Here is a 26,009-nt window from a genome sequence, read left to right on the forward strand (position 1 = left end):
ATAAAGGAGCAAATGAAGTGAAATCACGCCTACTGGGAGGCTTAGCTGCATTACTGCTGGCAGTAGTGGGAGCCATTCTCCTATTCATTTATGTACAGGGCGCTTCAGCACGAGCCCAGGCCGGCCTTGAACCGGTAAACGTCCTTGTGGTGAAAGAACAAGTCCCTGCGGGAACAAAGTCGTCCGATCTGGCCGGCAAGCTCCGCGTCGAGTCGATCCCGAAATCCGCGGTTCCGGAAGGTGCCCTCACCACCCTGGATCAACAGGAAGGAAAGGTCACGGCCGTCGGTCTTGAACCAGGGGAGCAACTTCTCGCCACTCGCTTAGTAGATCCCCGCGACTTGGCTCCTGGTACCGTTCCCGTTCCGGAGGGACTGGAAGAGGTCACTCTCCTGCTGTCGCCCGAACGCATACTAGGTGGCCGGCTTGAAGCCGGTGACACAGTGACGATTTATTCTTCCTTTGACAAAGAGGACGGGCAAACAGGCTTACTTTTCCATGATGTCCTGATAACCGCAGTGCAGAAAGCGCCGCCTGCTTCCAAGAACAATTCAAGTTCGGGTTCCGCCGACCAGGCAGTTGAGATGCCAAGCGGTTCTGCTTTCATCACGTTCGCTAGAAGCGACGCGGAAGCCTCGAAGCTCATCTACAGTGCAGAGTTTGGAAAGCTATGGCTGGCCAAGCAGACCGATTCCACAGTCAAGACAACGCCTCCCGTGACCAAATTTGGAGGGCTGTTCTCATGAGCCGCTTCGTCGCAATCACTGCAGTGCGCGACTTTGAAAGCCGAATTCGCCAAGCCATCACCGGCGCACTTCACGGTGAGTTGCAGACCCTGTCGCCGCACGTGCTCGCCGGTGGCCCTGACGACGTTTTCAAGCAGCTTAACGGTGCGCCACCAGAGGTTCTCATTCTCGGTCCGGGAGTCGCAGCCGATGACGCCCTCAAGCTGGCAACGGTCTTCGACCTGCAGTACCCGGAGGTCAGCCTCCTCCTGATCGCCGAGCCAAACCCTGAGTTGGTCTTACGTGCCATGCACGCTGGTATTCGAGACGTGGTGTCCTCGGAGATCGGCTCGAGTGACCTCCGAGTACTGCTGGAACGGGCATGTCTGGCTTCGGCCAGCCGCCGGCGCGGCATGGCTCCTGCGGCCGAAGGACATCAGGATCGAGGAAGGGTTATTGCGGTCTTGTCGCCGAAGGGCGGGGTTGGCAAGACAACGGTAGCCACGAACTTGGCCATCGGCCTAAGCAAAGTCGCGCCCATGAGCGTGGTGCTCGTGGACCTGGACCTGCAATTCGGGGACGTTGCTTCAGGTCTTCTGCTTGATCCGGAGCATTCAATCACCGACGCAGTCAAAGGAGCAGCCTCCCAGGATTCAATGGTGTTGAAAGCCTTCCTTACCGTCCATCCGGCAGGCATCTACGCGCTTTGCGGGCCGAAGACTCCAGCCGAATCTGATTTCATTACTGCCGAACACGTCACCCGGCTCATCAATCAACTGGCGAGTGAGTTCAAGTATGTGGTGGTGGATACCGCACCCGGACTGGGAGAGCATGTCCTGGCGACCCTCGAGCAGGCAACCGACGGGGTTTGGGTTTGCGGCATGGACGTCCCCAGTATTCGTGGACTGCATAAGTGCTTCGCGGTACTCCGGGAGCTCCAGCTGCTTCCCCAGGGCCGCCATACCGTCCTGAACTTCGCTGACCGGAAGAGCGGAATTTCAGTGCAGGACGTCGAAGCTACCATCGGTGTTCCCGTGGATACTGTCATACCGCGCTCAAGGACCCTTCCCTTCTCCACCAATCGAGGCATACCCATCCTCCAGAGCAACACCAGGGACTCGGCCTCCAAGGGCCTAAAAAAGCTCGTGGATCGCTTTGATCCTCAATGGCTAGCCTCAACACAGACCAAGCTTCACCGACGGGTGGTTGTATCATGAAACTCTCAGACCGGCTTTCACGCTCCAGCGGCGGTTCACGTGAGCCAAACCAAAATCCGGCAACTGCGGAAACTGTGGCTGAGCCCCAGGGCCTAGGTCTGAATTCGCCCCCTCCAGCGCTCCCGACGCTCCTGTCCGCGCCGCCAGCAACCTCACAGGCTATGGCAGCAACCCCGGCTGTGGATGCTCTGGCAGGCCTTAAGCAAAGGGCCGCCCAGGCCCTCTTCGAACGGATGGGAACCCGGTTCGGCGACACCGCTTCTACAGAAGATGCCCTCCGGGCTTCGGCTGTCGAGGAATTGTCCACGGTCATCGACCAGGAACAGGTTCCGCTGTCACCTGAGGAACGCCGCAGACTCATCCGTGAAATTGCAGATGAGGTGATGGGCTACGGTCCGCTGCAGCGTCTCTTGGAAGACCCATCTGTCACGGAAATCATGGTAAACCGCTTTGACCAGATCTACATTGAGCGGCACGGACGCTTGACACTGACTGGCTCGCGGTTCAGCTCCGATGAACACCTTCGGACAGTAATCGAACGGATCGTGTCCAAGGTGGGCCGCCGGATCGACGAGTCGTCACCCTTGGTGGATGCCCGGCTGGAGGACGGGTCCAGGGTCAACGCGATCATTCCGCCGCTCGCAGTCAATGGGCCATCCCTCACGATCCGAAAATTCAGCCAGGTGCCCTTGACGGTGCAGAACCTGATCGACTGGGGGTCGCTGACCCCGGAAATGGCAGAACTGCTAAGCGCCTGCGTGCGGGCCCGGCTGAATATCATCGTTTCGGGTGGCACCGGAACCGGCAAGACAACACTGCTCAATGTCCTGTCCTCTTTCATTCCTCCGGACGACCGTATTGTCACGATCGAAGACGCGGTGGAGTTGCAGCTCCAGCAGGAGCATGTTGTCCGCTTGGAAAGCCGCCCGCCAAACATTGAAGGCAAGGGTGCAGTGAACATCCGCGAGTTGGTCCGCAATTCCCTCCGCATGCGGCCAGACCGCATTATTGTCGGGGAAGTTCGAAGCGGCGAGTCCCTCGACATGTTGCAGGCCATGAATACGGGCCACGACGGCTCGTTGTCCACCGTGCACGCCAACTCACCAAGGGACGCCGTGGCCCGCCTTGAAACCTTGGTCCTTATGGCTGGCATGGACCTTCCGCTAAGGGCGATCCGCGAACAGGTCTCGTCTGCCGTCGACCTCATCATCCAGGTGACAAGGCTCCGGGACGGCAGCCGTCGCGTTACCCACGTGACTGAAGTGCAAGGGATGGAAGGCGACATTGTTACCCTGCAGGATGCTTTCCTCTTCGACTATTCCGCGGGCGTGGATGCGCAGGGTCGTTTTCTGGGGAAGCCGGTAGCCACCGGTATTCGGCCCCGTTTCTTGGATCGATTCGCCGAACTGGGCATTTCCGTATCACCAGCAGTCTTTGGTGCGGGCGTGGCCCCGGTAGGAAGGCGGTAGCAGTGGACTCCCCCATGGTTTTCGTCCTTGCCGTGACGCTCTGTCTGTCCGCCATAGTGATAGTGGTTTTCGTCGTCTTTAAGCCACGGCTTGGATTCATTCCGCTGGAACGAAGGCGGATCGGCGTCCAACAAGACAAATCGGCAGTTGCCCGTGTCTCGCAGACAGCCCTCGACGCGGTCGAGAATGTCATTGGCGAATCCGGTGGTCCTTATAACCGTGAAGTGCTTTACAACGCGGGCGTCAAAATGGCACCCGCAGACTTCACGGTCGGTGTAGCTCTTGCCTCGCTATTGACGGCGGCGTTTGCGGCGCTGCTGACGCACCCCCTTCTGGGGCTCCTGGCGGGGGCAGCGACGCCCTTTCTTGCCAAGATTGTTCTCCTCATTCTCAGGGACAGGCGGCGGGCCAAGTTTGAGGAACAGTTGACGGACACCATCCAGATGCTGATCGGTGGGCTAAGGGTTGGCCATAGCGTCCTTCGATCGGTTGAAGCTGCGGCCCAAGAGGCAGACGCGCCGACGTCAGAAGAACTCCTTCGCATTGTGAACGAGACCCGGATCGGCAAGGATGTCCGGCTGGCATTGGACGACGTGGCCACCCGGATGGACAGCGAGGACTTTCGCTGGATCTCCCAGGCCATCCAAATTAATCGTGAAGTCGGCGGCGATCTGGCGGAAGTACTCGAACAGGTTGCAGGGACCATACGTGAACGCAGTGAAATCAAGGGCCAGATCAGGTCCCTAAGCGCTGAAGGAAAGATGTCAGCCTATATCTTGATGGCAATGCCAGTGGGAGTTGCCTTCATCCTCGCCCTCATCAATCCCGGTTATCTCAACGTGTTCGTGGAAAAGCCGCTCGGGATGCTGATGCTGGCCAGCAGCATTGTCATGTTCATAGTCGGCGGCGTCTGGATGAGCCGCATCGTGAAGATCAAGTTTTAGGGGGACACGATGACACCAATAGCGTGGCTCTACATCTCTCTTGTGGTAGTACCAGTCGCCTATCTCGTCTGGGCTCTGGTGACGACTGACCGCAAGGCCGCACTAGCTGTACAAACTAATCTGGCGCAAGGTTTCACACAGGAGGGCGGGGCTGTGATTCAACGCCCGCCGGCACTCCTAGACCTGTCAAAGCGGCTGACTCCGAAGGGTTATGAGGCAAAGCTGGACCGCTGGCTGTCACTCGCAGGTCGGCCGGCATCGCTGCCTTTGGACAGAATGATCATCGCAAAGCCGCTGCTCGCCCTGGCCGGCGCCATGCTAGGACTGCTGATGTACGCTGGCTCACCATCAGCACAGATCATAGCTCTGGGCTTATTCTTGTCTGCTTTGCTCTATTTCCTTCCAGACCTGCTGGTCTACAACAAGGGCACCAAACGCCAACAAGAAATTGAGCTTGAACTGCCGAACACCCTGGACCAGTTGCTCATTTCTGTTGAGGCTGGACTTGGCTTCGAAGCTGCAATGAGCCGGGCGGGCGCTAACGGCGGCGGGGCCTTAGCACAGGAACTTATGCGCACGCTGCAAGACATTCAGGTAGGGCGTCCGCGGCAGGAGGCGTACGAGGCTATGGCTCAGCGCTCCTCAGTACAGGACTTGCGGAGCTTCGTGCGGGCAGTGGTCCAGGCAGATAAGTACGGAATCGGCATCGCCAAGGTTCTACGGACACAGGCAAAGCAGGCCCGCGTCAAGCGTCGCCAAAGGGCTGAAGAAAAAGCAATGAAGTTGCCCGTGAAGGTGCTCTTCCCGCTCCTTCTGTGCATCTTCCCCGTGCTGTTTATCGTTCTCCTTGGGCCGGCTGCCCTAAAGATCGTGGAAGCCTTCACCTAAGTAACCCCACCGCGCCGTCGTGGCGCCCAAGAGACCGGACCCCCTCGGCACCCAGAACCGAGGGGGTCCGTTTTGCGTTCGTACAGCAGTTGGATCCAGCCCATCCCCACTTCCCCTCAAGAAATGCTCTGCATAAGCGCAGGAAAAGCGCACTGTGAAAAGCCTTTGCGCAGGATGTCCCAAGATACGGCCAGAAGCCCCAAACCCGTTGCTAACTTCGTATTAGCGCTGGTACAGGGCCAGCCATCCGTCTCGCTCAGGAGTACAGAATGCTTTCTCTCATCGCCACCCTTCAGACCCTCGGCTTCAACCTCAAGAACCGCCTCAGCAACGAAAAGGGCGCAACCGCCGTCGAATACGGCATCATGGTTGGCCTCATCGCCGTCGTCATCATCATCGCCGTCCAGCTGTTGGGCACGACGCTGGACGGAATGTTCGACAAGGTGAACGTCACCATCTAAGAACTCCCCGCTCCCATGGAGCAATCAGGATCTATATTGCGGAACACGCCCAAACTTGTTGTGCGGCGCAGCCGAAACCTGCGCCGCACAATTTGCTTGCATCTCGAAAACGATGCGTGTCAAGAGTAGGTACGAGGAGGGACGCAGCCAATGCCGGAGTCATCAGAACGCGGGGCAGCCGCTGTTGAATTCGCTATCCTCCTTCCAGTACTCCTGATGCTCGTCCTTGGAACCATCGAGTTTGGGCGCGCGTACAACGCCCAGATCACCCTCACCAATGCCGGTCGAGAAGGAGTGCGGGTCATGGCGATTGCCAACGACCCGGTCGCTGCCAAGGCTGCAGCAGTGAAGGCTGCTGCAGCGGTCAGTACCTCAATTTCAGATTCGGACGTTACCCTGAGCCCCACCGTGTGCACCACGGGCGCCCAGGTGACACTAACCATCAAGTACAACCTGTCCACTATCACGGGCATTGCAGGCCCATTTCCCATGACGGGCAAGGGGGTCATGCTATGCGGAGGATGACGCGCGACACCACAAACGAACGAGGGGCCATCAGCGTCATCGTGGCCATCCTCATGGTGGCCCTCCTCGGCTTCGTGGCAGTCGCCGTCGACATCGGAGTGATCTACTCAGAACGTGCGCAGCTGCAAAACGGCGCCGACGCCTCCGCAATCGCCATAGCGCAGAAATGCGCGAGGAACGCAAGCGATGTGAACTGTTCCACGACGTCGGCACTCGCCGGCGCCCTCGCCAACCACAACGCTTTGGACGGCTTGAGCAAGGTCCACACCATCGACCTCGACAAGACCGCCAGGACGATATCCGTCGCCACCACGGCGAAGGAAACGGGCGGAGACGAGAACTCGGTATCACTTTTCTTTGCAGACATTCTCGGCATTCCTACGAAAGAAGTCGGAGCGCGGGCATCAGCCGTATGGGGCAGTCCCAAGGCCGGCCGTACCGCCTTTCCCCTCGCATTCTCCATCTGTCAAGTCAAAGGTCACGTGGATGGCTCGCTCCAACTGCTCCAGGACCACGGCAACAACGCCAACCCGGACTGCAACTATGGTCCGTCAGGCGCGGCGGTCTCGGGAGGGTTCGGCTGGCTTGCACCTGACGCCGGCAAGTGCGGCGGAAGTATAGATCTGGACCTCAGCGAGGGTGGCAGCGACACGGGCAACAACGCTCCCGGACACTGCGCTGCCGAGCTCTATCAGTGGGCTTCCGACATCTCGGCCGGCAAGGATGTCGTAGTCCTGCTGCCCGTGTTCGACGAGGTAACGGGAACAGGCTCCGGGGCTGTCTATGGCTTGGTGTCTTTCGCCGCCTTCAAAGTCACGGGTTGGAAGTTCAGCGGCGGCGACGGCAAAGGTCCCGATGACGACAGCCTTCCCTACACGTTCCGCAATCAAGTCTCGACCGTGACCGGCGTTACCAAGGCGACTGAATGCAAAGGCAGCTGCCGTGGAATAATCGGCAGCTTCGTGAAATACGTCTCGCTCGCCGACGGCTACACCTTGGGCCCAGTGGACGAATACGGGGCCACCATCGCTCGCCCCACCCTCTGATCGTTAGACGAAGAACCCACCTTATACAGGAGTTGAAAGTGAAGTCTCGCCTGCTCGCCGGAACGGCCGCGGTCGCCCTGGCGCTCGTGGGAGCCCTCCTCATCATTTTCTATGCGCAGGGCGCTGACCAGCGTGCCATAGCAACCACCCAACCAGTAGACGTCCTGGTGGTGAAGGCTGCAATCCCCGCGGGCACTCCCGTTAACGACATGGCTGCCGCCCTCGCCCTCGAAAAGGTTCCCGCCGCCGGGGTTTCAGACACCGCCTTGAGCACCCTGGACAACAAAGCCGGCACCGTTAGTGCGGTTGACCTCGTACCCGGGGAACAGCTCCTGGCCGAGCGGCTCGTCGCCCCGGCCGACGTCAAAGCCCAAGGCGCCGTCGAGGTGCCCGCAGGCCTTCAGGAAGTCTCCTTCGAGGTTGAACCCAAGCGGGTGGTGGGTGGTCGGATCAATGTGGGTGACCACGTCGGAATCGCGCTTAATTTCGAGGGCGGCGCTTACAAGGCCAAAGCCGAGGACGCAACGACGCAACTCACACTGCGCAAAGTACTCGTGACCGCCGTCCAGCGGGCACCCGAACCTGCCAGCACGGAGAAGCCGGCCGAGGGTGAGGCCAATTCTCAAGACACCACCCTCCCGCAGGGTTCCCTCATGATCACCGTCGCCGTCACCGATGTCGATGCCAGCAAGATCATCTTCACGTCAATCAACGGCACTCTCTGGCTCACCAAGGAACCCCTCGACGCCCAGGACAATGGCCCCCGGGTCGAACGCAAGGAAGTGGTCTACAAGTGAGCCGCTTCGTCCTGCTCTCCCCCAGTGGTGAGTTCGACCAGAAACTCCGCGACGCCGTCGCACACGGCCTGCGTGGAACAGTTCAGACGATCGCGTCTGACGTCCTCCCTGCCGGGCCTCAGGAACTGTTCGCACTCCTGAATCAGGAACAGCCGGAGGTCCTCATTATCGGCCCGGACGTTCCCCCCGAGGAGGCCCTGCGCTTTGCCAAGGTCTTCGACGTCCAGGTTCCCGAGCTGAGCCTGGTGCTGGTCAGCGACGTGAGCCCTACCTTCGTGTTGGAAGCCATGCGCGCCGGTATCCGCGACGTCCTGAGCCCGCACGCAGACGCGGCAGAAATTCGCGTGCTGTTGGAACGTGCCTGCCAGTCCTTCGCCACGCGGCACCGAAACCATGACATGCCGCCGTCCGAAAACGCCGGCAAGGGCCTGGTTATTGGCGTCTTCTCCCCCAAGGGCGGCGTTGGCAAGACCACCCTCGCGACCAATATCGCCATAGGGCTGGGCAAGATTGCACCCATGAGCGTGGTCATCGTTGACCTGGACCTGCAGTTCGGCGACGTGGCCTCGGGCCTGTACCTCAAACCGCAGCACACCGTTACCGATGCCGTTACTCCCGCCGCCAGCCAGGACTCCCTGGTGCTCAAGGCCTTCCTCACGGTGCACCCAGCGGGAATCTACGCCCTATGCGCCCCGGAGAACCCGGTGCACGCGGACCACATCACCGCGGAACAGGTGAGCCATCTGGTGGAGCAGCTGGCCCAGGAATTCCAGTACGTCGTCCTGGATACGGCGCCGGGTATGCAGGAGATCGGACTTGCCGCCATGGAACAGTGCACGGACGCCGTCTGGGTCAGCGGTATGGACATCCCCAGCCTTCGCGGACTGCGTTCGGGACTCGAAGTGCTGCGCCAACTCGAGATCATGCCGGAGTCCCGTCACGTTGTGCTCAACATGGCCGACAGCAAGTCCGGCCTCAATGTTCAGGACGTTGAATCCACTATCGGTGCTCCCGTGGACGTCAGTATCCCCCGGTCCCGTGCGGTTGCTTTGTCCACGAACAGGGGTATCCCTGTCCTCCAGGAATCCAAAAAGGACCCTGCCGTGAAGAATCTCCGCCAACTTGTGGAGCGATTCAACCCGGCATGGCGTACCCAGACCCAGCGTAAACTGCACCGAAGGGTGGTCATCTGATGAAACTGTCCGAACGGATCAGCGCAGTCCAGGACCGCAATCAGGCATCTGGCAGCAATGTTGCAGTGCTCGAGCCGACGCGTCCGACTGCTGCCCCCGCCCCGGCGCGGGAGAGCGAGCCGCGGCACTTTCCTGCCCGTCCCACCGTCGACGTAACGGCCGACGCCGGTGCTTCCAATGCGCCCAAGGTCCAGCAAGTGGATGTCTTCGCAGCCATGAAGCTCAGGGCCGCCACCGCCCTCTTCGAACGGATGGGCGCACGCTTCAACGACGCGGCGGTTACCGAGCAGGAGCTCCGAAGCACGGCGAAGGAGGAACTGACCCGCATCATCGACGCCGAGCAGGTTCCGCTGTCACCCGAGGAACGCACCCGCCTTGTCCGCGACGTTGCCGACGACGTCCTCGGCTATGGCCCTCTCCAGCGCCTGCTCGATGATCCTGATGTCAGCGAGATCATGGTCAATCGGATGGACCAGATCTACGTTGAACGCAAGGGCAAACTCACACTGTCAGAATCCCGGTTCAGTTCTGAGGAACACCTGCGCAAGGTCATTGAGCGGATCGTTTCCAAGGTGGGCCGCCGCATCGACGAGTCCTCACCCTTGGTCGATGCGCGCCTTGAGGACGGCTCCCGTGTCAACGCCGTGATCCCGCCCCTTGCCGTCGGCGGCTCCTCGCTGACTATCCGTAAATTCAGCAAAACCCCGCTGACCGTCCAAAACCTTATCAATTTCGGAACCCTTACACCCGAGATGGCGGAATTACTCAACGCCTGTGTCAAAGCCAAACTCAATATCATCGTTTCCGGTGGTACGGGCACCGGCAAAACCACGCTCCTCAATGTGCTGTCGTCCTTCCTGCCATCGGACGAGCGCATAGTCACGATCGAAGACGCCGTGGAACTCCAGATCCAACAGGAACACGTGGTCCGGCTCGAGAGCCGACCGCCTAACACCGAGGGCAAAGGCGAGGTAACCATCCGGGAACTGCTCCGGAACTCGCTGCGTATGCGGCCTGACCGGATCGTGGTGGGCGAGGTCCGTGGAGGCGAGTCACTGGACATGCTCCAGGCCATGAACACCGGCCACGACGGCTCGCTCTCAACTGTCCACTCGAACTCCCCCCGGGACGCGGTGGCTCGACTCGAAACGCTTGTGCTCATGGCAGGCATGGACCTGCCTCTGCGGGCCATCCGCGAACAGATCGCGTCAGCGGTCAACCTCATCGTGCAGATCTCGCGGCTCCGCGACGGCTCCCGCCGCATAACCCACGTCACCGAGGTCCAAGGCATGGAAGGAGATATTGTGACCCTGCAGGATGCTTTCGTCTTCGACTACTCCGCAGGAGTGGACGCCCATGGCCGTTTCCTCGGCAAACCCGTAGCCACCGGGATCCGGCCCCGATTCATCGACCGGTTCGAGGACCTGGGTATCCACGTTTCACCGGCCGTGTTCGCAGGCCCGCAGATGCCGGCCGCAAAATAAGGGGACAACCGTGATCCTTACTGTTGGAGCAATCATCCTGCTTGTCGCCGTGCTTCTGCTGGGCGTTGCTGCGCTTCAGCCCAGCGCCCCGACAGTGCCGCTGGAGCGCCGTCGTCCTTTTGAATCCGAACCTCCCTCCTCGCTGTCCCGGCTGGCGGGATCCGCCGTCAGGTCCTTCGAGCGCCTCTTTACCGGTCGGGATGTCAAAATGTTCTCCCGGGCCGAACTAGAAAATGCCGGGCTGCGGCTGAGTCAGGCCGAGTTCTTCCTGTTAGTGGGGATCGGCGCATGCGTGGGAATGCTGGTAGGGACTGTCACCGTGGGGCCTCTGGTGGGGTTACTGCTTGCGCTGCTGGCGCCGTTCGTCGGAAGACTGGTCCTAGGATTCCTGGCCGGAAAACGGCGGGCTGCCTTCGACAGCCAACTGGGCGACACCCTGCAACTGCTCTCCGGCGGACTGCGGGCCGGCCACAGCATCCTCCGCGCAATCGACGCCGCCGCCGCAGAATCACAAAAGCCTACGTCTGAGGAGATGCGGCGTGTGATCACGGAAACCAGCCTGGGCCGTGACCTGCTGGCCGCCCTGAATGACACTGCCGACAGGATGCAGAACGAAGACTTCGTGTGGATCTCCCAAGCCATACAGATCAACCGTGAAGTGGGCGGTAACCTAGCGGATGTCCTGGACCAGACCGGCGAAACTATCCGTGAGCGCAGTGAGATCAAGGGCCACATCAAAGCCCTCGCCGCTGAGGGCAAGTTCTCCGCATACATCCTGATCGCCATGCCCTTCGGCATCGTAGCCATGCTGGTGGCTATGAGTCCGACCTACATGAATTCCATGTTCGCCCATCCTTTGGGCTGGGCGATGATGGGGGTCTCCTTCGTCCTCATGACTATCGGCGCGCTGTGGATGCGCAAGATAATCGACCTGAAGTTCTGAGAAAACATGAACGTGATCATTCTCCTCTCGGTCGTCCTAGTCTCCGTTCCCATAGCCGCCCTGGCCTGGTCCGTCCTCACCGTGGACAAGCAGGGCCAGTTAGCGGTGAGCGAATTGCTGGCCCGGGGCGCCCCATCAGTCAGCGTGGCCCCGGCCGAAAAACGAAGCCTGCTCGAAACAATTGGACGCCGGATTACGCCCCCGGGCTACGTCGCATTCCTGGATCGTTTGCTTTCGCTCGCCGGGCGGCCCCTTTCCATGCCATTGGGCAAAGTAATGGGCACCAAGTTGGCGCTCGGACTTACGGGGCTCGTGTTAGGGCTCTACATGACGGTGGTGGGAACCACGCCGCTCATGAAACTTGCAGGCCTTTTCGTCCTATTCCTGGGTTATTTCATTCCGGACCTCCTGCTGTACAGCAAGGGAAAAGAACGGCAGAAGGTTATCCAGCTGGAACTCGCGAACACCCTCGACCAAATGCTGATTTCCGTGGAGGCCGGCTTGGGTTTCGAAGGCGCCATGGCACGGGCTGGCGAGAACGGGAAGGGCCCGCTCTCCGAGGAACTAGTGCGCACCCTGCAGGACATGCAGGTCGGCCGCAGCCGGAGGGAGGCCTATCTGGCGCTTGCCGAACGAACCAGTATCCCTGAACTTCGCAGCTTCGTGCAGGCGATAATCCAGGCGGACACCTACGGCATTGCCATCAGCCGGGTGCTTCGCGTCCAAGCCAAGGTGATGCGCATGAAACGGCGGCAGCGCGCTGAAGAAAAGGCAATGAAGCTCCCCGTAATGATCCTGTTTCCACTGCTCTTCTTCATTTTCCCGGTCCTCTTCATCGCCATCCTTGGACCGGCCGTCATCAATACCGTGGTGACTTTGGGCGGACAATAGGCCACGGCCTCCGTCTCAAAGGATCCGCAAGGTTTCCACAGGATCACCCGAATTAGGACAACGGACGAATTACAGGAAGTAGCCTTGAATCATGCAAAATCACGATCCCGGCTTCAGCAGCGAGGCCGCCGCTGCGGGCTACCTGCCGCCCGGGGTCGCTTCAGCCGCAGGAACACCACCCTCACAGGAAACGGCCGGACTCTTGCCGCTCGTTGACGCCGCGGTCCTCGAAGAGCTCGAAGACGAGCTCGCGGGCTCCGGCCTGGCCCAGCGCTTCGCCCGCGACTATGCAGCCATGTGGGACCAGCGCTACGCCCGGCTGGCCGCAGCAGTTGACAACCAGGACAGGGACTCTGCCCTTGACGCCGTAATAAGCCTGAAGATCACGTCCATGATGGTGGGCGGACTCCGCCTCGCGAAACTTGCCGAACTGCTGGAGGCCGTCATCCGCATAGGTGACTTTGGCCAAAGCAAGGTGTTGATGGTGCGGGTGGCAGAGGACGGCGGGCATACGGTGTCCGAGTTGCAGGCCAACTACATCCTGGAAAACGACTGATCCTGATCAACCCTCGGACTGTCTGCTGGGAGCCAGCCGGTACCCCACGCCGCGGACCGTCTGCAGCCAGCGCGGGGACACCTGGTCCTCCTTGAGCTTGCGGCGCAGATTTCCCACATGGACCTCGACTGCGCGTTCGTCCGCCTCGCTGATGTACGTGTCATGGTCATAGAACTCGCCGCGCACGGCCCGGACCAGGTCAGCCCGGGTGCACACTGCACCGCCGCCGCGCAGCAGCACATGCAGTAGATCGAACTCGCTGCGGGTAAGCCCCAGCGGTTCACCCTTGATCTCCACCGTACGCGTGCGGTGGTTCAGCGTAAGTCCATTGTGGTGCAGGACGGCGGTGTCATGGGTTCTCGCTGCGGCGGCCGGAGCAGGAGGCGCTCCCCCCGCGGACACGTCCGCTTTCTGCCCGCTGACTTCGTGCCTCGGCCTGCGCATCATTGCGGCTACGCGCGCCCGCAGTTCCCGGGGCCGGAACGGCTTGGCAATGTAGTCGTCCGCACCAGCGTTGAGGGCGGACAGCAGGTCCGGTTCCTCAGTCCTGCCGGTCAGCATTACCACATAGGCGTTACTGAAATGTCGGATCCGACGCAGTACCTCAAAGCCGTCGATGTCTGGCAGTCCAATGTCCAGTGTCACCACATTGGCCTGCTTGGTGCGGACCACTTCTACTCCGGCCCGCCCGTCCGCGGCTGTATGCACTTCAAAGCCGGCCTGGGTGAGCACACCTTCCAGCAGGTTGCGCACGTCGGCGTCGTCTTCTATTACTACCGCCACACCAAGTTCGTCCATTACTATCCCCATGCCAGGCGGATATGCCCCCCATTGGCCCAGCGCCAATGCCATACCCGCTCCAACCATTTATACGCTACTCGTAAGCGCTGCTGTTGACATCCATTCGACATTGATTTCGAAAAGTCAATTATCATGACAAGGGATGTGGATTATGATACCGAAAGGATGGGGCACGGTGACCCACCCGAAAATGCATTACAGCTGCGAATGCTCCAGCTTCGGGACAGTCCCAGAAATGGTGGTCGACGGTGGCTGAACACCTGTTCCAGCCTGGACCTGCGCGGATTTTCCGTGGTCTCGGACCCCGGGCCCAGGCGGCCCTGTGCCAGCTCCCACTCACGTTGATTGTGGCGGGGCTTGCGGTGGCTACGCCCTTTGCATGGCCGGCGTTGCTGCACAGTCCCCTCTATATGGCCGGCATCCTCCTCCATGCGATCCTCTTCCTAGGCTGTTTCCTGGTGCCGTGGGAACGCTTTGGCCACCAGGCCTATCTGTTTGTGCCCATCCTGGACTTCGCGGCAATCGGGCTCCTGCGCAACGGAGCCGCCCCGCTCCTGCCGGGGCTCGCTGTCCTGGTGGTATTCCCGGTGATCTGGCTTTCCGCCTCGGGAATGCTCACGCGCAGCAGCCTTGTGCTCAGCTTTGTTGGCCCAATGTTCATCGTGGTCCCCCCAGTGGTGGGACGATTCCCCAACCTCAACGCCTCGGACATCACCACCGTGATCCTCTTTCCCCTCATGATGCTGTCCGTATCGCTGGCCATCCGCTTCGCGAGCATCCACCTCCGTTTGCAGCAGCGCGAACTCGCGGAGAAAGACACCGAACTCCGGAAACTGCTGCAGGAGAGCCGGGAACGGGAAAAGCTGCTCCAGACGGTCCTTGACGCCACCGACGTCGGAATTGCCGCCGTCGACCGTACCGGCCATTTCCTCGTCTCCAACAACCGTCAACGCCACTTCCGCCGCGCCACCGGCGCCGACGACGCCGTGCCGGGCCAGGGACACCAGCTGATCTTCGGGCAGGACAGGCGTACCCCTCTGCCACCGGAAAAACGTCCCATCAACCGGGCGATCGCAGGCGAGTCCTTTGCCGACTATCTGGTGTGGGCCGGCGAAGGAACCGAACAGCGCGCCTTGTCCACGGCAGCGCGCCCCCTGGTCAGCGAGGACGGCAGCTTCAACGGTGCGGTGGTGGTCTACAGCGATGTCACCGGCTGGGTGGAAGCCCTCGCCGCCAACCAGGAACTCGTCACGAACGTCTCCCACGAGTTCAAGTCCCCCCTGAATTCGATCATCGGCAACATCGACCTCGTCCTGGACGACGTCGGCGCGGAACTGCCGCCGCAGGTGGCCCAGCGCCTGCTGGTGGTCCAGCGGAACGCGGAACGGCTGGTTGCCCTCGTCTCCGACCTTTCGGCGTCGGCGTCGGCCGCCCTGAATGTCCACCCGAAGCGGACAGACCTGGCCAGCCTGGTGGAGACCAGTCTCGGTTCCGCGCAGGCCCAGGCTGAGCGGGCACACATCGAACTCAGGACCGACGTTCCTTCGCCCCTCTGGGCCTACGCGGATCCGCTGCGCATCGGGCAGGCACTGGACAACCTCGTCTCCAACGCCATCAAGTACTCCCCCGACGGCGGGACGGTCAGCGTCAGCGCCAGTTTCAGTGAGGACTGGGTCCGGCTCAGCGTCAGCGACACCGGAATGGGCATGAGCAGCGAGGACACTGCAAGGGTCTTCAAGCGCTTCTTCCGGACGGAGTCTGCACGGAAGGCGGCCATATCCGGCGCAGGGCTTGGCCTGTCCATCACCAAGATGATTGTGGAGGGTCACGGCGGCACCATCACCTGTGAGAGCGGCCAGGGCAAGGGCAGCACGTTCACGCTGACGCTCCCGGCGGACGGGCCCCCGCCGTCCTTCTAGGCCGGGCCCACGCCCGGAGGATTCCCTGGCCGTACTTGCGAGGTTAGGGTGCGGGTGGGGACGAGTGCTCCCGCAGCGCCCTTGTCAGTTCCGAGCGGGCCAGCAGCTCGTCGTCTGACGGGTAGGCCACTTCCTCCAGCACCAGCGGGTGCGGCGCGGCGAGCACGGACCTGGCGTCCCGCTTCCTGGCCAGCAGGCGCTCATGCAGCCAGCCCGGTTCTTCAACGCCCTCCCCCACATACAGGGCAGAGCCGATCAGGGCGCGCACCATGTTGTGGCAAAAGGCGTCGGCCTGGACAGTGGCCACGATGACGCCGTCTTCGGCCCGCGTGAACTCGAAGCGCTGGAGCTCGCGGATGGTGGTTGCACCCTCCCGCGGCTTGCAGAAGGACAGGAAGTTCTGCAGCCCCAGGAGCTTGGCGGCACCCTCATTGAGCAGATCAACGTCCAGCGGATTCTTATGCCACAGGGTGGAGTAACGGCCCAGCGGGTCCCACAGGGCAGGCCCGTCCGCGATGCGGTAGCTGTAGCGCCGCCACAGGGCCGAGAAACGGGCATCAAAGCCTTCAGGTGCCAGAGAAATCCTGTGCACCTCCACGGCGCCGGTGAGGTCGCCTAGCACCCGGCTCAGGGCGCCGCGGATCCTGCGCAGCATGGCGACGGCGGGATCCAGTTCGTGCCCGCGCGGGAGTCCCAGCCACTCGGCTTCCGTGAGGTCCAGGTGGACAACCTGGCCGCGTGCGTGCACTCCCGCGTCCGTCCGGCCCGCAACAGTGACGCGGACCGGCCGCCGTACCAGCAGGTGCAGGGCCTCCTCGAGGACGCCCTGGACCGTGCGCAGCCCAGGCTGCAATGCCCACCCGTTGAAAGGGCCGCCGTCGTAGGATAAATCAAGCCGGACACGCAAAAACCCGCCGCCCCCCAAAACGGGGGCCGCGGGTTTTTGGTCGTTCATAGACTCAAGTCTATGCGAAGGAAGTCAGCGAATTACTTCGCGTCTTTCTCCTCGGCAGCCGGAGCTTCGGGAGCTTCTTCAGCGGCGGGTGCCTCTTCGGTTGCAGCCTCTTCAGCGGCGGGAGCCTCAGCCGCTTCGGTCTCAACAACCTCAGCCTCAGCTTCGGGAGCTTCCTCGGCAGCAGGGGCAGCAGCAGCGGTTTCCTTCTTGTCCGCGTCGCGCTTGGCAGCGGAGGTAGCCTCAGCCACAACAGCCTGCTTGGCGGAAACGGGCTCGAGGACGAGCTCGATGACAGCCATGGGAGCGTTGTCGCCCTTGCGGTTGCCGATCTTGGTGATGCGGGTGTAGCCGCCGTCGCGGTTCTCCACTGCCTGGGCAATGTCGGTGAACAGCTCGTGGACGACGCCCTTGTTGCTGATCAGGCCGAGGACCCGGCGGCGGGAAGCGAGGTCGCCGCGCTTGGCGAAGGTGACCAGGCGCTCTGCGTACGGCTTCAGGCGCTTGGCCTTGGTCACCGTTGTGGTGATCCGCTTGTGCTCGAACAGGGATGCTGCCAGGTTCGCGAGCATGAGGCGCTCGTGAGCCGGGCCGCCTCCGAGGCGCGGACCCTTAGTAGGGGTAGGCATAATTGTTTCTCCTCAAATGGAAGCCGTGGGCGCTGCACACCGTGGTGCCTGCCCGCCGGCCAAGGTCTGGTTTAGAGTTCGTCGTCGCCGAAGGCGGCGTCGTCCTCTTCGATTGCTGCGGCGCGTGCTGCGAGGTCAAAACCGGGAGGCGAGTCCTTGAGGGACAGGCCCAGTTCAACCAGCTTTGCCTTGACCTCGTCAATGGACTTGGCACCGAAGTTGCGGATGTCCATCAGGTCAGCCTCGGAGCGGGCAACGAGTTCACCCACGGTGTGGATGCCCTCACGCTTGAGGCAGTTGTAGGAACGGACGGTGAGGTCCAGATCCTCGATCGGCAGTGCCATGTCGGCTGCCAGGGCAGCGTCGGTGGGCGACGGGCCGATCTCGATACCTTCAGCTGCGGTGTTCAGCTCACGTGCCAGACCGAAGAGCTCCACCAGGGTGGTGCCTGCGGAAGCAACAGCATCGCGGGGGGCGATGGCCTGCTTGGTCTCGACATCGACAATCAGCTTGTCGAAGTCGGTGCGCTGCTCAACACGGGTTGCTTCCACGCGGAAAGTAACCTTCAGCACCGGCGAGTAGATGGAGTCGACCGGGATGCGGCCGATCTCTGCATCGCCGGACTTGTTCTGAGCTGCCGAAACGTAGCCGCGGCCGCGCTCGATGGTCAGTTCGAGTTCGAACTTGCCCTTCGAGTTCAGCGTGGCGATGTGCAGATCCGGGTTGTGGAATTCGACGCCGGCCGGAGGAGCGATGTCCGCGGCGGTGACGACTCCGGGGCCCTGCTTGCGCAGGTATGCAACAACCGGCTCGTCGTGCTCGGAGGAGACCGAGAGGCTCTTGATGTTCAGGATGATCTCGGTGACATCTTCCTTCACACCCGGAACCGTGGTGAACTCGTGCAGCACGCCATCGATCCGGATGCTGGTTACGGCAGCACCGGGGATGGAGGAGAGCAGGGTACGGCGGAGGGAGTTTCCGAGGGTGTAGCCGAAGCCCGGTTCCAGCGGTTCAATGATGAAACGCGAACGGTTTTCGGAGACTACCTCTTCGGAGAGGGTGGGGCGCTGTGCAATGAGCACTTAGGTTTCCTTTCGGCGAGCATCCGCTATATGACGCAACACAGGTGGTGGAAATTCGGTCTGAAGACTTAACGCGCTGGGCTTGCCCGGACCGTCGACGGTCCGGGCAAGCTCAAACGGCGGAAAAGCCTTAGACGCGGCGGCGCTTCGGCGGGCGGCAGCCGTTGTGCGCAGCGGGGGTGACGTCCTGGATGGAGCCAACCTCGAGGCCGGCGGCCTGGAGCGAACGGATCGCGGTCTCGCGTCCGGAGCCCGGTCCCTTGACGAAAACGTCTACCTTGCGCATGCCGTGCTCCTGCGCACGCTTGGCAGCAGCTTCGGCAGCCATCTGGGCTGCGAACGGGGTGGACTTACGCGAGCCCTTGAAGCCAACCTCACCTGAGGAAGCCCAAGAGATAACAGCGCCGTTCGGGTCCGTGATGGAAACGATGGTGTTGTTAAAAGTGCTCTTGATGTGCGCCTGGCCCAGCGCGATATTCTTCTTGTCCTTCTTACGCGGCTTGCGAACCGCGCCACGAGTCTTCGGGGGCATTTTTTCTCCTACAGAAAGTTATCGGGGGAAAGTCCGTTAGTCCCGGCGGGGATTTTAACGGGCCTTCTTCTTGCCAGCGACGGTACGCTTCGGGCCCTTGCGGGTACGTGCGTTGGTCTTCGTACGCTGTCCGCGTACGGGCAGGCCCTTGCGGTGGCGCAGGCCTTCGTAGCTGCCGATTTCAACCTTGCGGCGGATATCTGCTGCTACTTCGCGGCGAAGGTCACCCTCAACCTTGTAGTTGCCTTCAATGTAGTCACGCAGCTCAACCAGCTGGGCGTCAGTCAGGTCCTTGACGCGAACGTCAGCGCTGATGCCAGTGGCAGCCAGGGTTTCGTGTGCACGGGTCTTGCCCACGCCGTAGATGTAAGTAAGCGCAATTTCCAGCCGCTTTTCGCGGGGAATGTCTACGCCAGCGAGACGAGCCATAGTGGCAGTACTCCTTGATAAACCGGAGGTCCTAGGCAGTACACCCGCACGTTCTGTGCGGCCCCAGCCTCCGACCGGGGGTTAGCTGTCCGGACTCTTTCGAGCTCAATGTTCCAGATCAGCTTGTGCTGCCTTTATTTACTTGCGTGGGTTAGCAACCCAGGATTTCCCGATGAAGGGAAATTAGCCCTGGCGCTGCTTGTGGCGCGGGTTCTCGCAGATCACCATGACCCGGCCATTACGGCGGATCACTTTGCACTTTTCGCAGATCTGCTTGACGCTCGGCTTGACCTTCATGGCATTCCTTTGCGTGTAACAGTTGGTCAACTGGAGCGGCGCTCAGCTCGCGCTGAAGCCGCCCAGCAATTTACTTGTAGCGGTAGACGATACGACCACGGGTGAGGTCGTACGGGCTCAGCTCCACCACTACGCGGTCCTCTGGGAGGATTCGGATGTAGTGCTGACGCATCTTTCCAGAGATGTGTGCCAGAACGATGTGCTTGTTGGTGAGCTCAACGCGAAACATCGCGTTAGGCAGCGCCTCGGTCACAACGCCTTCGATCTCAATGACCCCGTCCTTCTTGGCCATACCCTCCGCTAACTGTTGTTGCCGCAGCCCTGCCGGATTGCACCGGGCATGGCCACGAACGTTTTGGTTGGATCGATTGCCGGCTCCAGACCCAAAAGGGCGTGGCAGTCCAGACAACCAACAAACAACACTACGCCACTTTGCAGCGAAAGTTAAATCCAGCCATGCTAGCGCATCCCGCCGCCGTACGCACCATATTCCCCCGCCGGAGTGCTCACGGCTTGGGCGCTGGCCACGCCATCGAGGATGGCCAGGCGTACGACGTCGGCTGCCGCACTCTGCAGGGTGATGAGGCTGAGCCGCCGGGCAGCTTCGTCCGAACGGTCGAGTGCCGCAGCCTGGGTGGCCAGGCAGAATACAGTGTCCCCGTCGGCCAGGGTGTGGCTTGGATTCAGGGCCCTTGCTATGCCGGCGTGCGCCGCGGAAGCAGTCCGCTTGCACTCGGCAACATCCAGAACGGCGTTGGTGGCGACAACGAGGAGGGTAGTGTTCAGTGGCGCGTCTGCATCATGGTGCTCGAGCTTTTCGAAACCAAACGGGAGTCCCAACGCGTTGACGATGGCAAGGGCTCCGACAATGACGCCGTTGTCCAGGGTAATGGAGGCCGTGCCTGCGCCGCCTTTGAACTGTCCCCTGCCGATGAGGGCCCCGGTGCCGGCGCCTACGTTGCCGCGTCCGACGTCGTGCCCTTCCGTTTGCGCCGCAGCGGCGGCGGTTGCCGCGTAGCCCATGTCCGCCGTCGGGCGTGCGGAGAAGTTCCCGCCCCTGCCCAGGTCGAAGATCGCCGCTGCCGGCACGATAGGGACTACTCCCCCGGGCACCGGGAAGCCGCGGCCGTTCTCCTCGCACCAGCGCTGGGCGCCGGCAGCGGAGGCAAGGCCGTAGGCGCTGCCGCCGGTGAGGACTATGGCGTGAACGGTGCTGACCAAGGTGGTGGGATCCAGCGCGTCGGTCTCGTGGGTGGCCGGTCCGCCTCCCTGGACATCCACAGAACCTGTCGTTCCAGGCGGCGGCAGGACCACCGTCACCCCGCTCAGCCAGCCGTCGTCGGATTTTTGCGCATGGCCAACCCGGATCCCGGGCACATCGGTAATTGCTCCCATGGCACCCATTCTTCCCCTCCGCGGGCGGAGCGAAACCTACGGGATCGGCACCGGGGTGACGCCGAGGGGCACCAGGTGCTCCGCGCCGCCGTCGGGCGCTGACAGCACCCAGATGCCCTTCTCATGGACAGCCACCGAATGCTCCCACTGGCAGGAGCGCTTGCCGTCCGTGGTCACCACGGTCCAGTCGTCCTCAAGGACAGCAGTGTCGATGCCGCCGCGGACCAGCATGGGCTCGATCGCGAGGCAGAGGCCGGGCCGGATCTTGGGGCCACGGTGGCTGGTGCGGTAATTCAGCACATCCGGGGCCATGTGCATTTCCGAGCCAATGCCGTGGCCTACGTAGTCTTCAAGGATCCCCAACGGCTTGCCGGGGACGGAGGAAACGTAGTCGTCGATGGCGGCGCCGATGTCACCCACATGCTTGCCCGTGGCCAGCGCCGCGATTCCGCGCCACATTGCCGCATTGGTCACGTCCGAAAGGCGCTGGTCCTCCGGATCGGCGGTGCCCACAATGACGGTCCTGGCAGAGTCGGAGTGCCAGCCGTTCACGATCGCGCCGCCGTCGATCGAGATGATGTCCCCGTCCTTGAGCACACGGCTGCCGGGGATACCGTGCACCACTTCCTCATTGACGGAGGTGCAGATGGTGGCCGGAAATCCGTGGTAGCCGAGGAAGTTCGACTTTGCGCCCGCCTCGTTCAGCACTGCGGCGAAGACGTCGTCCAGGTGCTTGGTGGTCACTCCGGGCACGGCCGCGGCGACGGCAGCGTCAAGCGCGCGGCTCAGGACCAGGCCTGCCTCGTGCATGGTACGCATCTGGGCATTGGTCTTGTATTCGATGCGGGGCTGGCCAAAGGCCATGGTGTTCCTTCTTTCAAATGGCTGAGGCTCCTCCCGGATGACGGGAGGAGCCTCGGATAACTGCCGCCTTGTCAGGCTGCCTGCGCTGCCTTGATGGCCTGCATGACGCGGTCGGTGACCTCGTCGATGGGGCCGATGCCGTCCACCTGGGTGAGGATGCCGCGCTCGGCGTACTTTGCCACCACGGCTTCCGTCTGCTCGTGGTAAAGGTCCAAGCGGTGGCGGATGACGGCTTCGTTGTCGTCGCTCCGGCCCGTTTCCTTGGCCCGGCCGAGCAGCCGGTGCACCAGTTCCTCATCGTCTGCAGTCAGCTGCAGGACGACGTCGAGCTTTTCCTCACCCTTGGCGAGGATCTCGTCCAGGTAGTCCACCTGGGCGGTGGTGCGGGGGTAGCCGTCCAGCAGGAAGCCGTTTTCGACGTCGGCCTCGCTGAGCCGGTCCCGCACCATCTTGTTGGTCACGCTGTCCGGAACGAAGTCGCCGTTGTCCATGTACTTCTTGGCCTCGATGCCAAGGGGCGTCTCGCCCTTCACGTTCGCACGGAAGATGTCGCCGGTGGAGATGGCCACAACGCCGAGGCGCTCTGAAATCCGTTCCGCCTGCGTTCCTTTTCCGGAGCCCGGAGGCCCAATAATCAGCATTCTCGTCATCGCAAAAGCCCTTCGTAGTGACGTTGTTGTAGCTGCGCATCAATCTGCTTGACGGTCTCCAGGCCCACGCCCACCATGATCAGGATCGAGGTGCCACCGAACGGGAAGTTCTGGTTCGCGTTGATCAGAACCAGTGCAACCAGCGGGATCAGCGCCACGAACCCCAGATACAGGGCTCCGGGCAGGGTGATCCTGGAGAGCACGTACTGCAGATAGTCAGCGGTCGGCTTACCCGCGCGGATACCCGGGATGAAACCGCCGTACTTCTTCATGTTGTCCGAGACCTCTTCAGGGTTGAAGGTGATCGCGACATAGAAGTAGGTAAAGAACACGATCATGGCGAAGTACAGCACCATGTAGATCGGTTGGTCGCCGCGGACCAGGTTGTTGTTGATCCATTCCACCCACGGCTGGAGCTGCTCGCCCTGCTTGGGCTGGTTGAACTGGGCAATCAGGCCCGGCAGGTACAGCATGGAGGAAGCGAAGATCACCGGAATAACACCGGCCATGTTGACCTTGATGGGGATGTAGGTGCTGGTGCCGCCCACGGTGCGGCGGCCGATCATCCGCTTCGCGTACTGCACGGGGACACGGCGCTGCGACTGCTCCACAAAGACCACCAGGGCCACGGTGAGCAAGCCGACGGCGAGGACGATGAAGAACGTCCCGGGACCCTGCGAGGTCCAGATGGCGCCCAGGGAGGTGGGGAAGGTGGCGGCAATGGACGTGAAGATAAGCAGCGACATGCCGTTGCCCACGCCCTTCTCGGTGACGAGTTCGCCCATCCACATGATCAGGCCGGTGCCGGCCGTCAGGGTGATGATGATCAGGATGGTGGTGACCACGCTGCTGTCAGGAATGATCGGCAGGTTGCAGCCCGGAAGCAGCTGGCCGGAACGCGCCAGCGACACCAGGGTGGTGGCATTGAGCAGGCCCAGCGCGATGGTGAGGTAACGGGTGTACTGGGTCAGTTTCGACTGACCTGAGGCGCCCTCTTCGTAGAGCTGCTGGAAACGGGGAATGACCACCCGAAGCAGCTGGACGATGATGCTGGCCGTGATGTACGGCATGATGCCCAGGGCGAAGATGGACACCTGGAGCAACGCGCCGCCGCTGAACAGGTTCACGAGCTGGTACAGCCCGCCTGCCGTCTGACCGTTCTGCAAGCATTGCTGGACATTCTGGTAGTTCACACCAGGCGAGGGAATGAAAGCACCCAAGCGGAAGATGGTGATGATTCCCAGCGTGAACAACAACTTGCGTCGCAGATCAGGCGTGCGAAAGGCCCGGCCAAATGCGCTAAGCAAGCGTCCTCCTGTGGTGTAAATAAGAGTGGTGTGATGGGGATCTATGAATCCCAACAACCGAGTCTAACGGGTGTACGCGCCCTGCGAACAATCCGCGGAAGCGGCACTGCGCCGGATGGCGGCGAAAAAACGCCGGGCGGATGGAAAAACTCCCGGCCCCGGGGCCGTAGCCCCGGGACCGGGAGTTCAACAACGGGCTTGGCGCCCACCGGCTCTAGAGCGCGGTGGTGCTTCCGCCTGCTGCGGCAATCTTTTCAGCGGCGCTGGCCGAGAATGCGTGGGCGGTGACGTCAACCTTGACGGTGATGTCGCCGGTGCCCAGCACCTTGACGGGCTGGTTCTTGCGAACGGCACCCTTTTCGACCAGGTTCTCCACGGTGACTGCGCCACCTTCGGGGAACAGCTCGTTGAGCTTGTCCAGGTTTACAACCTGGAACTCGACCCGGAACGGGTTCTTGAAGCCGCGCAGCTTGGGCAGGCGCATGTGCAGCGGCAGCTGGCCGCCGGCAAAGCCAGCCTTGATCTGGTAGCGGGCTGCAGTACCCTTCGTGCCACGGCCAGCGGTCTTACCCTTGGATGCTTCACCACGACCAACACGGGTCTTGGCGGTCTTGGCACCCGGGGCGGGACGCAGGTGGTGAACCTTCAGGGCGTTCTGCTTCTCAGCAGCCTGTGCCTTATCAGCAGTGTTCTCTGCCATTTACTTCGCCTCCTCTACCTTTACCAGGTGCGGAACCGTGTTGAGCATTCCAACGGTCACGGCATCAGCGGTGCGGACAACAGTCTGTCCGATCCGCTTCAGGCCGAGGGACCGCAGGGTGTCGCGCTGGTTCTGCTTGCCGCCAATGGCGGACTTGATCTGAGTGATCTCCAACTGGGCGTCGGAGGGAATCAGGTTCTTAGCCATGACTAGGCACCTGCCTTCATGTTCAGAAGGGCCTTCACCAGTGCCGGCGGAGCGATCTCGTCGAGGGGCAGGCCGCGGCGTGCTGCCACTGCTGCCGGCTCTTCGAGGCGCTTCAGGGCATCAACCGTCGCGTGAACGATGTTGATGGCGTTGGAGGAACCGAGCGACTTGGAGAGGATGTCGTGGATGCCCACGCACTCCAGTACTGCACGGACCGGGCCACCGGCGATAACACCGGTACCGGCGGAGGCCGGACGCAGCATTACGACGCCTGCGGCAGCCTCACCCTGAACGCGGTGCGGGATGGTGCTGCCAACGCGGGGAACGCGGAAGAAGGACTTCTTAGCTTCTTCTACGCCCTTTGCGATAGCGGCAGGAACTTCCTTAGCCTTGCCGTAGCCAACGCCGACCATACCGTTGCCGTCACCGACGACGACCAGGGCGGTGAAGCTGAAGCGACGACCACCCTTGACCACCTTGGAAACGCGGTTGATGGTGACGACGCGCTCTACGAACTGGCTCTTCTCGGCTTCACGGCCGCCGTCGCGGCCGCCACGGCCACCACGGTCGCCGCGGCCCTGGCCACGGTCGCCACGCTCGCCGCGACGAGCGCCACCACGGCGGTCATCGGCAGCTGCGGGGGCAGTGGTCTCAGCGGCAGCTACGGCTTCAGTAGCCTTCTGATCTGCAGACACAGTGTCCTTTTCCTTGTTTGCTTCCGTCACAGTGACAGCCCACCTTCACGTGCACCGTCAGCGACGGCGGCGATCCGGCCGTGGTACTTGTTACCACCGCGGTCGAAGACAACAGCTTCGATACCGGCAGCCTTGGCACGCTCTGCGACGAGTTCGCCAACGCGCTTGGCCTTGGCAGTCTTGTCGCCGTCGAATGCACGAAGGTCGGCTTCCAGAGTGGAGGCGCTCGCTACGGTCATGCCCTTGGTGTCATCGACAACCTGGACGAATACGTGGCGTGCGGAACGGTTGACGACCAGACGCGGACGTACAGCCGTACCGGAGATGCGCTTACGGATACGAAGCTGGCGGCGGCTGCGCGAAGCAGACTTGCTCTTGTTCGTACGCTTCTTGTTAATTGAGATGGCCATG

General features: G+C 61.8%; 31 protein-coding genes. 15 read left to right on the forward strand and 16 right to left on the reverse strand.

The features are described from left to right. Positions 1-17: 17 nt before the first annotated feature. The 14 genes from cpaB (C3B78_RS14030) (at position 18) to C3B78_RS14095 (ending at position 13,139) form a co-directional block, all read left to right on the forward strand. Positions 18-746, forward strand: coding sequence for a Flp pilus assembly protein CpaB (gene cpaB, locus C3B78_RS14030; RefSeq protein ID WP_104998612.1), 729 nt, complete (start codon positions 18-20; stop codon positions 744-746). After that, on the forward strand, positions 743-1,942 hold the full coding sequence (locus tag C3B78_RS14035; RefSeq protein WP_104998613.1) for an AAA family ATPase: 1,200 nt from the start codon (positions 743-745) through the stop codon (positions 1,940-1,942). Before cpaB (C3B78_RS14030) ends, C3B78_RS14035 begins: the two co-directional genes overlap by 4 nt. Continuing rightward, positions 1,939-3,411, forward strand: a complete 1,473-nt coding sequence (locus C3B78_RS14040; protein ID WP_104998614.1) for a CpaF family protein — start codon at positions 1,939-1,941, stop codon at positions 3,409-3,411. Before C3B78_RS14035 ends, C3B78_RS14040 begins: the two co-directional genes overlap by 4 nt. A 2-nt stretch (positions 3,412-3,413) precedes the next feature. After that, positions 3,414-4,355, forward strand: coding sequence for a type II secretion system F family protein (locus C3B78_RS14045; protein ID WP_234005398.1), 942 nt, complete (start codon positions 3,414-3,416; stop codon positions 4,353-4,355). Between the two features lie 9 nt (positions 4,356-4,364). Next, a complete protein-coding gene (locus tag C3B78_RS14050; protein ID WP_104998615.1) occupies positions 4,365-5,243 on the forward strand; it encodes a type II secretion system F family protein in 879 nt (292 codons plus the stop codon). 269 nt (positions 5,244-5,512) lie between these two features. Further along, positions 5,513-5,704 carry a Flp family type IVb pilin gene (locus C3B78_RS14055; RefSeq protein WP_104998616.1) on the forward strand — a complete coding sequence of 64 codons (192 nt, stop codon included), beginning with the start codon at positions 5,513-5,515 and terminating at the stop codon, positions 5,702-5,704. Positions 5,705-5,854: 150 nt separating this feature from the next. Beyond that, positions 5,855-6,229, forward strand: a complete 375-nt coding sequence (locus C3B78_RS14060) for a TadE/TadG family type IV pilus assembly protein (protein ID WP_104998617.1) — start codon at positions 5,855-5,857, stop codon at positions 6,227-6,229. Next, on the forward strand, positions 6,217-7,275 hold the full coding sequence (locus C3B78_RS14065; protein ID WP_104998618.1) for a TadE/TadG family type IV pilus assembly protein: 1,059 nt from the start codon (positions 6,217-6,219) through the stop codon (positions 7,273-7,275). The genes C3B78_RS14060 and C3B78_RS14065 overlap by 13 nt, the downstream gene beginning before the upstream one ends. A gap of 38 nt (positions 7,276-7,313) precedes the next feature. Further along, positions 7,314-8,072, forward strand: a complete 759-nt coding sequence (gene cpaB / locus C3B78_RS14070; protein WP_104998619.1) for a Flp pilus assembly protein CpaB — start codon at positions 7,314-7,316, stop codon at positions 8,070-8,072. After that, positions 8,069-9,265, forward strand: a complete 1,197-nt coding sequence (locus C3B78_RS14075; protein ID WP_104998620.1) for an AAA family ATPase — start codon at positions 8,069-8,071, stop codon at positions 9,263-9,265. Before cpaB (C3B78_RS14070) ends, C3B78_RS14075 begins: the two co-directional genes overlap by 4 nt. After that, positions 9,265-10,749 (forward strand): CpaF family protein, encoded by a 1,485-nt coding sequence (locus tag C3B78_RS14080; RefSeq protein WP_104998621.1) that lies wholly within the window; start codon positions 9,265-9,267, stop codon positions 10,747-10,749. The genes C3B78_RS14075 and C3B78_RS14080 overlap by 1 nt, the downstream gene beginning before the upstream one ends. Positions 10,750-10,759: 10 nt before the next feature. Then, a complete protein-coding gene (locus C3B78_RS14085) occupies positions 10,760-11,692 on the forward strand; it encodes a type II secretion system F family protein (RefSeq protein WP_104998622.1) in 933 nt (310 codons plus the stop codon). Positions 11,693-11,698: 6 nt separating this feature from the next. Further along, positions 11,699-12,583: a type II secretion system F family protein gene (locus C3B78_RS14090; protein WP_104998623.1), complete on the forward strand. Its 885-nt coding sequence runs from the start codon at positions 11,699-11,701 to the stop codon at positions 12,581-12,583. A gap of 91 nt (positions 12,584-12,674) precedes the next feature. Further along, positions 12,675-13,139, forward strand: coding sequence for an Hpt domain-containing protein (locus tag C3B78_RS14095; protein ID WP_199775258.1), 465 nt, complete (start codon positions 12,675-12,677; stop codon positions 13,137-13,139). A 6-nt stretch (positions 13,140-13,145) separates the two neighbouring features. Here C3B78_RS14095 and C3B78_RS14100 read toward each other — a convergent pair whose 3' ends face one another. Continuing rightward, on the reverse strand, positions 13,146-13,937 hold the full coding sequence (locus C3B78_RS14100; protein WP_104998624.1) for a response regulator transcription factor: 792 nt from the start codon (positions 13,935-13,937) through the stop codon (positions 13,146-13,148). Between the two features lie 251 nt (positions 13,938-14,188). On the opposite strand from C3B78_RS14100, the gene C3B78_RS14105 reads away from it, so the two are divergent. Then, the gene (locus C3B78_RS14105) at positions 14,189-15,859 is read left to right on the forward strand and encodes a sensor histidine kinase (RefSeq protein WP_104998625.1); all 1,671 of its coding nucleotides are present in this window, start codon (positions 14,189-14,191) and stop codon (positions 15,857-15,859) included. Between the two features lie 43 nt (positions 15,860-15,902). Here the strand turns inward: C3B78_RS14105 and C3B78_RS14110 are convergent, their stop codons facing one another. From C3B78_RS14110 to rplR, 15 genes are all read right to left on the reverse strand, one after another. After that, complete coding sequence (locus tag C3B78_RS14110; protein ID WP_199775259.1) at positions 15,903-16,814, reverse strand: tRNA pseudouridine synthase A; 912 nt, start codon at positions 16,812-16,814, stop codon at positions 15,903-15,905. 32 nt (positions 16,815-16,846) lie between these two features. Further along, positions 16,847-17,440 carry a 50S ribosomal protein L17 gene (gene rplQ / locus C3B78_RS14115; RefSeq protein ID WP_104998626.1) on the reverse strand — a complete coding sequence of 198 codons (594 nt, stop codon included), beginning with the start codon at positions 17,438-17,440 and terminating at the stop codon, positions 16,847-16,849. A gap of 71 nt (positions 17,441-17,511) precedes the next feature. Then, entirely contained in the window at positions 17,512-18,522 is a 1,011-nt protein-coding gene (locus C3B78_RS14120; RefSeq protein WP_013601812.1) for a DNA-directed RNA polymerase subunit alpha, read from the reverse strand. Between the two features lie 130 nt (positions 18,523-18,652). Next, positions 18,653-19,054 (reverse strand): 30S ribosomal protein S11, encoded by a 402-nt coding sequence (gene rpsK / locus C3B78_RS14125; protein ID WP_018769149.1) that lies wholly within the window; start codon positions 19,052-19,054, stop codon positions 18,653-18,655. A gap of 54 nt (positions 19,055-19,108) precedes the next feature. Beyond that, positions 19,109-19,483, reverse strand: a complete 375-nt coding sequence (gene rpsM / locus C3B78_RS14130) for a 30S ribosomal protein S13 (protein WP_003803743.1) — start codon at positions 19,481-19,483, stop codon at positions 19,109-19,111. Between the two features lie 183 nt (positions 19,484-19,666). After that, positions 19,667-19,780 (reverse strand): 50S ribosomal protein L36, encoded by a 114-nt coding sequence (gene rpmJ, locus C3B78_RS14135; protein WP_009358722.1) that lies wholly within the window; start codon positions 19,778-19,780, stop codon positions 19,667-19,669. 70 nt (positions 19,781-19,850) lie between these two features. Then, positions 19,851-20,072, reverse strand: a complete 222-nt coding sequence (gene infA, locus C3B78_RS14140; protein WP_009358723.1) for a translation initiation factor IF-1 — start codon at positions 20,070-20,072, stop codon at positions 19,851-19,853. A 167-nt stretch (positions 20,073-20,239) separates the two neighbouring features. After that, positions 20,240-21,175 (reverse strand): P1 family peptidase, encoded by a 936-nt coding sequence (locus C3B78_RS14145; protein ID WP_104999807.1) that lies wholly within the window; start codon positions 21,173-21,175, stop codon positions 20,240-20,242. A gap of 36 nt (positions 21,176-21,211) precedes the next feature. After that, entirely contained in the window at positions 21,212-22,039 is an 828-nt protein-coding gene (map, locus tag C3B78_RS14150; RefSeq protein ID WP_104998627.1) for a type I methionyl aminopeptidase, read from the reverse strand. A gap of 71 nt (positions 22,040-22,110) precedes the next feature. Beyond that, positions 22,111-22,680, reverse strand: a complete 570-nt coding sequence (locus tag C3B78_RS14155; RefSeq protein ID WP_199775422.1) for an adenylate kinase — start codon at positions 22,678-22,680, stop codon at positions 22,111-22,113. Between the two features lie 5 nt (positions 22,681-22,685). Beyond that, positions 22,686-23,996 (reverse strand): preprotein translocase subunit SecY, encoded by a 1,311-nt coding sequence (gene secY / locus C3B78_RS14160; RefSeq protein WP_104998629.1) that lies wholly within the window; start codon positions 23,994-23,996, stop codon positions 22,686-22,688. Positions 23,997-24,210: 214 nt separating this feature from the next. Beyond that, the gene (gene rplO / locus C3B78_RS14165) at positions 24,211-24,696 is read right to left on the reverse strand and encodes a 50S ribosomal protein L15 (RefSeq protein ID WP_104998630.1); all 486 of its coding nucleotides are present in this window, start codon (positions 24,694-24,696) and stop codon (positions 24,211-24,213) included. Beyond that, entirely contained in the window at positions 24,697-24,903 is a 207-nt protein-coding gene (gene rpmD / locus C3B78_RS14170) for a 50S ribosomal protein L30 (RefSeq protein WP_078027228.1), read from the reverse strand. Positions 24,904-24,905: 2 nt separating this feature from the next. Continuing rightward, positions 24,906-25,628 (reverse strand): 30S ribosomal protein S5, encoded by a 723-nt coding sequence (rpsE, locus tag C3B78_RS14175; RefSeq protein ID WP_104998631.1) that lies wholly within the window; start codon positions 25,626-25,628, stop codon positions 24,906-24,908. Next, positions 25,625-26,008, reverse strand: a complete 384-nt coding sequence (gene rplR, locus C3B78_RS14180; protein WP_104998632.1) for a 50S ribosomal protein L18 — start codon at positions 26,006-26,008, stop codon at positions 25,625-25,627. Before rplR ends, rpsE begins: the two co-directional genes overlap by 4 nt. Between the last annotated feature and the right edge of the window lies 1 nt (position 26,009).

The organism is Arthrobacter sp. PGP41 (assembly GCF_002953935.1).
Classification (GTDB): Bacteria; Actinomycetota; Actinomycetes; order Actinomycetales; family Micrococcaceae; genus Arthrobacter.

What these genes read in the sequence shown, in the direction of transcription:
- C3B78_RS14055 (WP_104998616.1), top strand. Translation starts at nt 5,513, where the DNA reads ATGCTTTCTCTCATCGCCACCCTTCAGACCCTCGGCTTCAACCTCAAG.
- C3B78_RS14110 (WP_199775259.1), bottom strand. Translation starts at nt 16,814, where the DNA reads ATGAACGACCAAAAACCCGCGGCCCCCGTTTTGGGGGGCGGCGGGTTT.
- C3B78_RS14040 (WP_104998614.1), top strand. Translation starts at nt 1,939, where the DNA reads ATGAAACTCTCAGACCGGCTTTCACGCTCCAGCGGCGGTTCACGTGAG.
- rplQ (WP_104998626.1), bottom strand. Translation starts at nt 17,440, where the DNA reads ATGCCTACCCCTACTAAGGGTCCGCGCCTCGGAGGCGGCCCGGCTCAC.
- C3B78_RS14080 (WP_104998621.1), top strand. Translation starts at nt 9,265, where the DNA reads ATGAAACTGTCCGAACGGATCAGCGCAGTCCAGGACCGCAATCAGGCA.
- rpmJ (WP_009358722.1), bottom strand. Translation starts at nt 19,780, where the DNA reads ATGAAGGTCAAGCCGAGCGTCAAGCAGATCTGCGAAAAGTGCAAAGTG.
- infA (WP_009358723.1), bottom strand. Translation starts at nt 20,072, where the DNA reads ATGGCCAAGAAGGACGGGGTCATTGAGATCGAAGGCGTTGTGACCGAG.
- C3B78_RS14100 (WP_104998624.1), bottom strand. Translation starts at nt 13,937, where the DNA reads ATGGACGAACTTGGTGTGGCGGTAGTAATAGAAGACGACGCCGACGTG.
- C3B78_RS14035 (WP_104998613.1), top strand. Translation starts at nt 743, where the DNA reads ATGAGCCGCTTCGTCGCAATCACTGCAGTGCGCGACTTTGAAAGCCGA.
- rpmD (WP_078027228.1), bottom strand. Translation starts at nt 24,903, where the DNA reads ATGGCTAAGAACCTGATTCCCTCCGACGCCCAGTTGGAGATCACTCAG.
- C3B78_RS14060 (WP_104998617.1), top strand. Translation starts at nt 5,855, where the DNA reads ATGCCGGAGTCATCAGAACGCGGGGCAGCCGCTGTTGAATTCGCTATC.
- C3B78_RS14145 (WP_104999807.1), bottom strand. Translation starts at nt 21,175, where the DNA reads ATGGGAGCAATTACCGATGTGCCCGGGATCCGGGTTGGCCATGCGCAA.
- C3B78_RS14050 (WP_104998615.1), top strand. Translation starts at nt 4,365, where the DNA reads ATGACACCAATAGCGTGGCTCTACATCTCTCTTGTGGTAGTACCAGTC.
- rpsM (WP_003803743.1), bottom strand. Translation starts at nt 19,483, where the DNA reads ATGGCTCGTCTCGCTGGCGTAGACATTCCCCGCGAAAAGCGGCTGGAA.
- C3B78_RS14065 (WP_104998618.1), top strand. Translation starts at nt 6,217, where the DNA reads ATGCGGAGGATGACGCGCGACACCACAAACGAACGAGGGGCCATCAGC.
- C3B78_RS14090 (WP_104998623.1), top strand. Translation starts at nt 11,699, where the DNA reads ATGAACGTGATCATTCTCCTCTCGGTCGTCCTAGTCTCCGTTCCCATA.
- C3B78_RS14155 (WP_199775422.1), bottom strand. Translation starts at nt 22,680, where the DNA reads ATGCTGATTATTGGGCCTCCGGGCTCCGGAAAAGGAACGCAGGCGGAA.
- rpsK (WP_018769149.1), bottom strand. Translation starts at nt 19,054, where the DNA reads ATGCCCCCGAAGACTCGTGGCGCGGTTCGCAAGCCGCGTAAGAAGGAC.
- rplR (WP_104998632.1), bottom strand. Translation starts at nt 26,008, where the DNA reads ATGGCCATCTCAATTAACAAGAAGCGTACGAACAAGAGCAAGTCTGCT.
- map (WP_104998627.1), bottom strand. Translation starts at nt 22,039, where the DNA reads ATGGCCTTTGGCCAGCCCCGCATCGAATACAAGACCAATGCCCAGATG.
- C3B78_RS14095 (WP_199775258.1), top strand. Translation starts at nt 12,675, where the DNA reads ATGCAAAATCACGATCCCGGCTTCAGCAGCGAGGCCGCCGCTGCGGGC.
- rplO (WP_104998630.1), bottom strand. Translation starts at nt 24,696, where the DNA reads ATGGCAGAGAACACTGCTGATAAGGCACAGGCTGCTGAGAAGCAGAAC.